The 9,287-nt window shown below is 53.2% G+C and carries 8 protein-coding genes; 3 read left to right on the top strand and 5 right to left on the bottom strand.

The window, feature by feature from the left end:
- The first annotated feature begins 464 nt into the window (after nucleotides 1-464).
- Entirely contained in the window at nucleotides 465-872 is a 408-nt protein-coding gene (locus IE083_RS14670; protein ID WP_189354783.1) for a hypothetical protein, read from the top strand.
- A 40-nt stretch (nucleotides 873-912) separates the two neighbouring features.
- Here the strand turns inward: IE083_RS14670 and IE083_RS14665 are convergent, their stop codons facing one another.
- The gene (locus IE083_RS14665; RefSeq protein WP_189354782.1) at nucleotides 913-2,178 is read right to left on the bottom strand and encodes a Y-family DNA polymerase; all 1,266 of its coding nucleotides are present in this window, start codon (nucleotides 2,176-2,178) and stop codon (nucleotides 913-915) included.
- On the bottom strand, nucleotides 2,178-2,618 hold the full coding sequence (locus tag IE083_RS14660; protein WP_189354781.1) for a LexA family protein: 441 nt from the start codon (nucleotides 2,616-2,618) through the stop codon (nucleotides 2,178-2,180). Before IE083_RS14660 ends, IE083_RS14665 begins: the two co-directional genes overlap by 1 nt.
- On the opposite strand from IE083_RS14660, the gene IE083_RS14655 reads away from it, so the two are divergent.
- Entirely contained in the window at nucleotides 2,598-3,347 is a 750-nt protein-coding gene (locus IE083_RS14655; protein ID WP_229799778.1) for an SOS response-associated peptidase, read from the top strand. The genes IE083_RS14660 and IE083_RS14655 overlap by 21 nt on opposite strands.
- A complete protein-coding gene (locus tag IE083_RS14650; protein WP_189354780.1) occupies nucleotides 3,307-4,230 on the top strand; it encodes a DUF6602 domain-containing protein in 924 nt (307 codons plus the stop codon). The genes IE083_RS14655 and IE083_RS14650 overlap by 41 nt, the downstream gene beginning before the upstream one ends.
- A gap of 252 nt (nucleotides 4,231-4,482) precedes the next feature.
- Here IE083_RS14650 and IE083_RS14645 read toward each other — a convergent pair whose 3' ends face one another.
- The 3 genes from IE083_RS14645 to IE083_RS14635 form a co-directional block, all read right to left on the bottom strand.
- Nucleotides 4,483-6,252 (bottom strand): hypothetical protein, encoded by a 1,770-nt coding sequence (locus IE083_RS14645; RefSeq protein WP_189354779.1) that lies wholly within the window; start codon nucleotides 6,250-6,252, stop codon nucleotides 4,483-4,485.
- A gap of 404 nt (nucleotides 6,253-6,656) precedes the next feature.
- Nucleotides 6,657-8,075, bottom strand: a complete 1,419-nt coding sequence (locus IE083_RS14640) for a UvrD-helicase domain-containing protein (protein ID WP_189354778.1) — start codon at nucleotides 8,073-8,075, stop codon at nucleotides 6,657-6,659.
- 3 nt (nucleotides 8,076-8,078) lie between these two features.
- Nucleotides 8,079-9,287, bottom strand: a 1,209-nt coding sequence (locus IE083_RS14635; protein WP_189354777.1) for an ATP-dependent nuclease, incomplete at its 5' end; no start/stop codon positions are given.

Below are 9,287 nucleotides of genomic sequence, written 5' to 3'. Positions count from 1 at the left end.
GGACAATTTGGCAGTTTCCCGCCAATGGTCCGTTTACACAAAATTCTGCACACCCTCTGAAAGCTAAATCTTAAGATACGCCAATACCGAACCAAGCCCTCTACCAAGAGGGAAGGTGTAGAGACTAGACGGCCAGCCTGTAATGGGAAGGTATAGTCCAGACCACAAACTCGAAAGGGGCGGCGAAAGCCGTAGTGGTAAGCATAATCCTTTGGTCGAGGGTTCGAGCCCCTCCGGGCCCACCAATATGTATAAAACCCGGCATCAAGCCGGGTTTTATCATTTATAAACGTGCACAGCGACGTCGATATCTAACGTGATATTGGAAAAGGGCTTCCCTTCTATGGTTGAGGTGGAGTAGAAACTGCATCATGGCAGCCAGTGCTGCCCGCAGCTTCTTCCGCGGCCTTAGGACGGGAAAGTCCATTTTTTCCGCTAGACATAGAAATTTCTAGAGGGGTGTAATGCTTACAGAAATACTCGGTGTTCTTGAAAAAACAAATACTCGCCCTCTATTAATTGCCCTTTCTACCTTGTCTTTTATGGTTAGATCAACCGATGGAGCCATCTTGGCTGACCCTTTCTCATGGGATCTGGTGGCGCTCCCAATTCTTGGGCTTGTGGCGTACGCAACAGTATTTGCCTGGATATATATGATCCATCGCATGAACCTTCGACTCTCTGAAAATGATATTGCAAGCTGGGGACCAATTGTAGGTGGTAGCTTGCTTGCATTCTGCCTACTTGTTGCGGCTTCATATTTTTCTAAAAATCCGCAGGGACTGAGTTTCACTGTGCTTGCGCAGCCAAATTTTATTTATTTTTGCACTCTAACTTTACTTGCGGCAGAGACCACAAAAATCCGTAGATAATAAACAGGTCTAACATTGCATTCGTTTAAGGCGCGCGCCCCTACCTCACTGTAATAATTTCCTCCCAATGAGTCGTCCAGCGTGGCGATCGTTGCTCCTGCCTCATTGCCCAACCCCGCTGTAGCTGCTCACTGGCAAGCCTGAGCGTTCCCCTACCGAACTCAGCATTGACCCGATCCATCACCGCCATCACCTTGGCCCGGCGTGGATCAGGCAGAGGGACAAACAGGTCGCGCTGCTCCAGCCCCTGCGGCCCGATCTCCGTGAGGATCACACCCGCCTTCTTGTAGCGGTACCCCTTGCGGTAGATCGCGCGTAGTCCTGCCAGTGCGGCATGGGTAATCACGGCGCTGTCAGCAGACGGGTGAACCAAGGGTATTACGATCCAGCCGGTGTACTGCGAGTCACGCTCACGGAACGGGTTGGTACAAATGCTCACGCCCACCATACGGGCCGCACTGTTCTGCTGCCGTAGCTTCTCTGCTGCTCGGCAAGCGTGATGGCTGATAGCACTGGCGAGCGTATCAAAGTCCCCTACCAGTTCCGCGAAGCTCCTGCTGGCAATGATCTGCTGTTTGTCTGGGGAGACATCCTCCAGCGCCAAGCAGTTCACCCCGTTAAGTTCCGCCACGGTACGCTCGACCACCACGTTGAAGCTGCGCTTGATCTCACGGGGATCAGAACGCTGTAGATCGAGTGCGGTATGTATGCCCATCGTCCCCAGCTTCTCAGAAATGCGCCGCCCGATTCCCCAGACATCACCCACTTCGATGCGGGCCATGAGTTTGTCCTGCCAATCAGCAGTCAACCAGTCCCAGCTGAACACCCCTTCAGCCTTGGGAAACTTCTTGCCGACATGGTTGGCGAGCTTGGCGAGGGTCTTGGTGGTACCGATACCTACGCACGTCGGGATACCCACCCGTTGCAGCACATCGGCCCTGAGCCGTGTTGCGTAGTCTTTGAGGTTGGGGATGCCATCAAGGGTGATGAAGCTTTCATCCACGCTGTAGACCTCCTGCTCAATGCCCCAGCCGCCAATGACCACCATCATGCGCTTGGACATATCCCCGTACAGCGCATAGTTGCTGGAGAACACCGCGACCCCATGGCGTTCGCACATATCCCGAATCTCGAAGAACGGTACAAAGCCCTTGATGCCCAGCGCCTTGGCCTCTGCTGATCGTGCCACAACGCAGCCATCGTTGTTGCTGAGGACGACGATAGGACGGCCAATCAGATCAGGCCTGAAGGCCCGCTCGCAGCTCGCATAGAAGCTGTTGCCATCCACCAGGGCAAACAGCGGCATTACCGCCCCACCTGTCTGAACTGTTTCACACAGCCGGTCACCACGCCCCATACCTGTAGCTCCTGCCCATCGTGCAATTCAATGGCGCGATAGGCTGCGTTCTCAGGGATCAGGGCAACACGGGTTCCCCGCTTGTGCAGACGCTTCACGGTGAAGTCCCCATCCACGATCGCCAGTACGATGTCCCCGTGCGCCGGTGCCAAGCTACGGTCCACCACCAGAATGTCCCCGCTGCCAATCCCAGCGCCCACCATGGAGTCACCCGCTACCCGCACCATGAAGGTCGCGGGTGGGTCGGAAATCAACAAGCTGTTCAAGTCCAGCACAGCCTCAAGGTAATCGTCGGCTGGCGACGGGAATCCTGCGGGAACAAGGGAAGAAAACACGGGAACGGCCAGCATGGGTGGGCTGGATTCGGGGTGGTAAAAGGCGGTAATCATGGTTGGCTCCTGCTGCTGCTGCTTTTGATTATGTACGATTTCAAAGGCAACACCAAGAACCTATCGAGAACTTATACTGGCCGCATGTGCATCAACTTCACTCCACCCACGCGGCAACAACTTGAAGATCACTTCAAGGTACCTACACCTGAATTCGAGTGGAAGGCTGAGACGTGGCAAGACTATCTGGCCCCGGCCATCATCGACACGGGAGACGGCCCCTTTGCCTTCATGGCGAGCTATGGGTTTGTCCCGAAGGGGCACATGCCACCGGGTAGACGGCTCACCACAATGAACGCCAGAGCGGAGACCATCGGCCCGCTACCGACCTACAAGAGAGCGTGGCACCTGTCCCAACTGTGCCTCATCCCGATGCAGGCGTTCTATGAACCATGCTACGAGACTGGTAAGGCGGTGCGGACACGCATCAGGCTGGCTTCCGGGGAACCCTTTGCCGTCGCAGGGATGTGGCGTGGATGGCAGGAACAGGATGGTTCCACCAGCTACAGCTTCACCCAGATCACCATCAATGCAGATCACCACGCCCTGATGCAGCGGATGCACAAGCCAGAGGACGAGAAACGCAGTCTGGTCATCATCCCCCGTGACCAATACGACGTATGGCTCAACTGCAAGAACCCGGAGCAGGCCCGTAACAGGCTGGTGAACTACCAGGCTGACCAGATGGATGCATCTCCAGCCCCTCAGCAATCAAGAAGCCGTACATAGCAGACCAAGTGAAAAATATTTTATGAAACAGCATAGCATATCCCAAATATTCGAAAGCGCCCTGCATGACTTTGAAAAAGCGTTATCGAGAAATTCTGGACGACCAGATGAAATTGGCGGACCAAGAGAAAAGCAAGTGCGCGATTTTCTAAAAATTTTCCTGCCAGAAAAAATTGGAGTCGCAAAAGGATATGTAATCAATCAAGGTGGAAATATATCAAAAGAGTGTGACGTGGTTTTTTTCAACAAAGAAACCTGCCCTCGATTTATATTAGACGTCGAAAATGACTTAAGACTATTTCCAATAGAAGAGGTGTACGGCGTCGCGGAGATAAAATCAACCCTTGATAAAGATGAACTAAATAACGCAAAACAAAAATTGCACTCCGTAAGCGCGATATACAGTAAGCGCTATGACCACATCCCTGACGACAGCGAAGAATTATTTCCACATAGCAAATGGAATGAGCCGTTCAAAATTGTATTCAGCTATAAAATGTGGAAAAACTGGGATGACTTTGAGTTTTTATATGAACTACATGGTGCGCACTCCCCAGATGCCGCATTTATATTAGACTGTGGTGCATATATCAATGCCACTGACGAAACCCTAGCCAGGAAAAATTCGTTCACAAAACGAAATACACTCCAAGCAAGCACGCAAGACCGAGAAGTCCACAATCAAATTGTCTCACGCTTTGCCTGTGGAGATCGATCACGACACTACGATGACTTTCTTTTTTATGACGTAAAAGACGCTGTGTTATTATTGATGATGTATACATTTGTTTTGGATGAGATAAAAAAAATGGAGCTACCAAACTATTGCAGCGGGGATTACATTGTATTTTGGGCGGCACAATCAAATATTGCCTTTGGCTAAAATAAGCCTACAGCCCTTATTAATTCTAACATCTGGTATTTACTTCTCGCAGCCACTGCCTAGTGGTCTGCTGTGACCGACCCGCTGCCTGTCCGTCGCAATCCACCCAAGCTAACGAATTTGTAGATAAAACCCACATGCTCGCACTCCATCTAACGGATTTAGCCGAGCACGGCGAGACTCCCAGGCAGGACAATCATCGCAAGGTCAAAATCTGCTTAACTCTAACTACATAGCAGACACTTAAGTCGCTCACCTACGGCTCACAAGATTCTCGATGGCGGTAGCCACGATCCCCAAGGCATTGATGACGCCGTCCATGACGAAATCGAGCGCCCTTCCATAGCCTGCATTGACGTTCGCTGTGTCGAAACCAAGCTGCTGCAGGGTCGTCAGGCACTGCTCCATGGTTTCGTGCGCATCGGCGATTCTGAGATCGTTGTTCAAGAATAAGGCCGCCATGGCGGCATTGCGGTCGTTCCAGCCCTCGGGCTCTCTGCCTGAGGGAAAGGCATCGCTTGCCTCCTCATGAGCATTCAGCCTTTCGATGACGTTTAGCAGTGCCTGCAGCAGCCTGAGGCTTCCAAGGTCCTTGATAGCCACTCTCGGACACCCGGCGTGTTCCAACAATGACTTGAGGTAGCCGTTGGGAACGCGTTGCCACACCTCGTGCAAGCTCTTGCAGCGCGCCAAGAACATCTGTTGTGTCATGTTCAGCGGTGCGACCTGGGCCAACCGACTGAGCGCCGGATAAGCCGACCAACCATTGGCCACCACCTCTGCGCGATCAAAACCGGTCAGCTCTGCTGCCGACTTATTCAGTCCCACGGTTGTGCCGAGTGAGGAAAGGCCATCCCCCAATCGTAGAAGCACCTCGAGCAGTCGCTGCACCTTGGCGACTACATGCTCTTCATGCAGGTCCACATGAGCCAAATCGGCCGGGTCGACCGCGAATGATCTAGCATGCACGATCTCGCGATCCGGCTTCGGCTTGTATAACTCACGCATCGGGACTTGGACCAAATTTCTTCCGACCCGCCGGCATTCAGTGAAACTCCACTGCCCTCTGTATGACGAGCTGCAGTACCACTGACCCCTAATATGAACCGGCGTTGAGTCGTAGAAAGCGCTCTGTTCGTACTTCAGGAGGAACCGGTCGTCGAGATAGACCGGACTTGGGGCCATCAGGGCGTTCGCTCGCGCGTGTGTCATGGGCTGAGTGTTACCAGGCCACAGAATCCCCTCAGCAGTCTGCTCTGGACATAGTTCCGGCATCACCACCTCGACGGAAGCCCAGAGTTGAACCAGAAGCCCACCTTCGTGCTCGCTGATATCCAACTCGTACCAAGCTACCCCTTCGGCGGGTTTGCGGCTCACATGGGTCTTCCCTTCCATGAGCGCTCGGACTTCCGGAACATCTTGCAATTGGGTTGAGTAGTAGAAAACTCGCACACCCCGCGCACCACGCAGCCAAAGGTAGCGGCGAAGGTACTCATTCGACATGCGCCAACTGACTGTTCTCTTCAAGTTCCAGTGGTAGTCACTTGACACCTCGCCCTCGGCCACACCGAACTCTGGAAGTCCCATGTCATCGTAGACCAAACGTTGCTGGTCGTTGCCGACGCAGCGGGGTGTCAGCCCAAGAGTCATCCAGACCTTCTCGGCAAGATTGAAGGTGTAAAACGAGCCATCACCCCATGCCGCAACGATGTAGTCATGGCCAGAAATTGACGGAGAAAATCTGGCTGAGCAGCCGAGGGCGTCGCCAGCCGGAACCGAGTACTCGACTACGCCATCGCCTGCCTCGGATAGAACTTCGATGGGGCCACCATCCACTCCAGGAACCACTGCCATCTGCAAATAGAGGTGCTCTGCTTGTACTCCATGAGGATCTGATTCCTGCATGGAGGCCACCTCCACGAATTGGCTTGGCGACAAGCCGATAGGCTCCAGCAAGCCGCACAGTCTTGGTGGCATGATGTGGACTGGTATGGGAAATGCTGCCAGATAGTCAAAAGGCATGGTTCTTCTTTTTTGTGGTTCTCAATAGTAGTCGAGTGCTAGGCGCTTTGTTGTTGCGACTGCTCAGCAGCTGGCAACATGATGTCGCGCCAAATGATCGGAACATCAGGCCGCATATTCGTTTCTGCCTCCAACAGCCCAGTGTGTCCAGGATGGTTCTCCACAGCTAATGCCACAACTTCGCGACATCCTTCCATGTCACCGACGTACCGAAGCCGCTCGGCCAACTCCAAGACAAGCGCAGCCTCGAATATGCGGCTTGTGAGACGACTTCCTTTGTTTGGACAAACCTTCGCGATGGCAGATTACCTATTGCGCCGTCTGGAAAGAGTATTAACTCAGTTCAAGGCTGAGCATTAATTTCATGGTTGCCTATGTCTGTCGCTATCAAAACCGCCGTGTAATTACACGCGTAGAGGTAGATGGGGCGAGGTTGCGCAAACCACCACCTTCTTGCTCGCCCGTGTCAGTGCGACATAGAGGTGGCGAGTATTCATATCATTCGCATCAGTGATCAGTGCTTTTTCCGATTCAAGCCCTTTAAGGAGTAGCGTGCTCCCAATCGCGCAGCGCGGTAGCTCCGGGCTTGTGTGCCTCATGCGCTCCCTTTTTTCAGCAACCGCCGCCAGCAAGTTAGGGGCGTGTCCGGTGACAACAATTGCAATGGCATCAATGGCGGTTCTGAATACTGTCGGCCGAAATACTCGTGCCGAGGGAATCTCATGAAATAACTTCAGCAACCCACTTATCGCAATGTAGGATGGCTGATCCTCTAGAAGTATTGCCTGCGATTCTAGCGGGGACGGTGGATTGATATTCCGATGTGATCTGATAGACGCTATACGGCTCTGTAACTCTCTCTGGGACGGTAGGGCAGTCATCACACTCTGGGCAAACTGGTGAACTATCCCCAATACACTGTTACCTGCAGCCTGACCCAGCGAAAGCTGAGCATCGAGGTCCCGTGCAAAGGTGGTGAGATCACGCAAATCTACAGGCTCAACTATGGACGCCCCTGGAGTGATCCGCCCTAGCTGATGACGGGAGCCGACAACCATACTATTGCCGATAATTAACGATGGGCCTGGTTCCCGGCCAAGCGCCAGTAGCTTTCCCTTGATGGCTTCCTCATTACCGCTAGGGATGTATTCGACGTTCGCCCTTGGCGCCTGGGACAGGTCAATGCGCTGTCGATTTAGCAGGGCGCTTCTTATGCCAAGCAGCCAATTGCCAAACTCCGGCGTTTCAGCTCTCAACCATCGCCATGGTGTATTCAGCGTGTGATGGGCATGAAAATGACCCTGGACGACATCCCATGTAGGTAAGGTATTTCCTCTGAAAGTAAAAATTTGCTGCAGAGGGTCTCCAAGAACACAGGTGGGAAAGAGCTCGGCAAGGTTGCAGACGATTGTGTGTTGCACGACGTCGCAATCCTGGTATTCATCGACCAAAATGCGCGCGAAGTTGGCCTTTAGAACATCGTCAATAGCGTGGCCAGATAGCAACTTCACCATAGCTTCGCGGACGGCTGGATAATCGATCCTTTCAGCGTTGGCATCGAACTGATGGCATGAGCGTTGAGGGAACATCTTCACCAGACGCAAGGCCAGTCCATCCAGCGTGCTGATCTGGAAGTACCGCTGATCAACCTGGAGAGTCTTCAGTCGGCGCCGCATCGCCGCGACACCCGCATTGGTGTGGGTCAACACCAGGATTGGCCGTGAACCTCGATAGGTCGCTACCGCTTCGGCGAGCAGCTGGGTTTTTCCCGTCCCTGCCGGGGCTGTGACGCATCCGCGATCTGTTTCTAACAGGAAGGACATGAGTTAGTTGACACACCACTGAGTCATGTTGATCAAAAGGGACTTGAGGTACTCCGCGTTTCGCGTGCAAAGGGACCAGCCAGGAAGAACGATATCGGCTGCGATATGTTCATAGGAAGTGATTCGTTTGAACCATTCACGCTTATTGGCCGTTAACCCAAGCAAGGCACGATGAGCACTGGAGGAGCCTTCAAGAAGCATCTCGTCTTCTAGCTTTTTCAGATCATAGCTACCTTGGCTGAACGAACGCAGATCCACATCAATGGATTCAGGCGTACGCAATTCCTTCGCGTATTCCAGAAGTTGTCTCACCATGTCGTCGGTTACATGTTCAAACAGTCCCGATTCGAGGTGCTGACCGTCTGGCCAAGCAAACACTGCCCCATCTTGCCTGATAAACGTCGAATCCATCGTCGACTGTGCCGGTGTAGGTGCCTTGTCAGAGTCTCTGAATATCGCTGTCGGATACCCTGCCGACTGGAATGCCAGGGCAATTCTGTGCACCTTGTCAAAACCTCCGGCATCGACCGGAATAACGCCACGCAGCGCCAGTCCGCCAGCATAAGCTGGATCCGTCAACCGATTGAGGTACAAGTCCATTCCGCGGACGATGCCCACTTCGCTAGCTCCTTCGCAGACTAAGATCTTTTTGCCAAGGAATGCTTCAGGATAGGCTCGTGTAGTTCCTTGTAAATCTACTCCTGGCTGCAAGAGGGATATCATTTGACTTGCTCGACGCACAATCCAGAGCTGGGCAACATCGAGCTCGCGTATCACCACCGATGAGTGGGTAGTGAAGAACACCTGCTGGGATGGGTTAAGCGAATTTTTTGACCCTAGGGTATGCAGCAAGCGGATGATGCGGAAAGGCTCGAGCCCATACTCCAGTTCATCAATGAGGGCCAAGGGCTGATCCGACACTTTACTCAGCAAGGCTGACACCAATAGCCTAGTTGAACCGGTGCCCATTGTGCGAAGCGGAACGCCGTTCTCGTCATGCAAAGCGACGACATTGCCATTCGTACCAATCGCATCAACGTCGAGTCCTGCCTTGAGCGTGGTAGTAGTTGAAATCGCGAGTAATCGGCATTGTTCAGCAGCGAGGGCTAGCAGCGGGGCAATCTCGGGGCGAGGCGTCGCCGAAAAAGTATCTCTAGCAGCCTGTCGGACTTGGGCCTGCCCGAAGGCGGAATAGTGAAACGCAGGGCCGTT

This window comes from Vogesella fluminis (assembly GCF_014652335.1).
GTDB lineage: Bacteria > Pseudomonadota > Gammaproteobacteria > Burkholderiales > Chromobacteriaceae > Vogesella > Vogesella fluminis.
The sequence above is the reverse complement of the archived record's forward strand: the minus strand, read 5'-3'. Positions and strand labels throughout refer to the sequence as shown.

Bases quoted from the DNA above. Each gene is read 5' to 3' on its own strand.
- IE083_RS14670 (WP_189354783.1), top strand. From the start codon at position 465: ATGCTTACAGAAATACTCGGTGTTCTTGAAAAAACAAATACTCGCCCT.
- IE083_RS14665 (WP_189354782.1), bottom strand. From the start codon at position 2,178: ATGCCGCTGTTTGCCCTGGTGGATGGCAACAGCTTCTATGCGAGCTGC.
- IE083_RS14660 (WP_189354781.1), bottom strand. From the start codon at position 2,618: ATGATTACCGCCTTTTACCACCCCGAATCCAGCCCACCCATGCTGGCC.
- IE083_RS14650 (WP_189354780.1), top strand. From the start codon at position 3,307: ATGCATCTCCAGCCCCTCAGCAATCAAGAAGCCGTACATAGCAGACCA.
- IE083_RS14645 (WP_189354779.1), bottom strand. From the start codon at position 6,252: ATGCCTTTTGACTATCTGGCAGCATTTCCCATACCAGTCCACATCATG.
- IE083_RS14640 (WP_189354778.1), bottom strand. From the start codon at position 8,075: ATGTCCTTCCTGTTAGAAACAGATCGCGGATGCGTCACAGCCCCGGCA.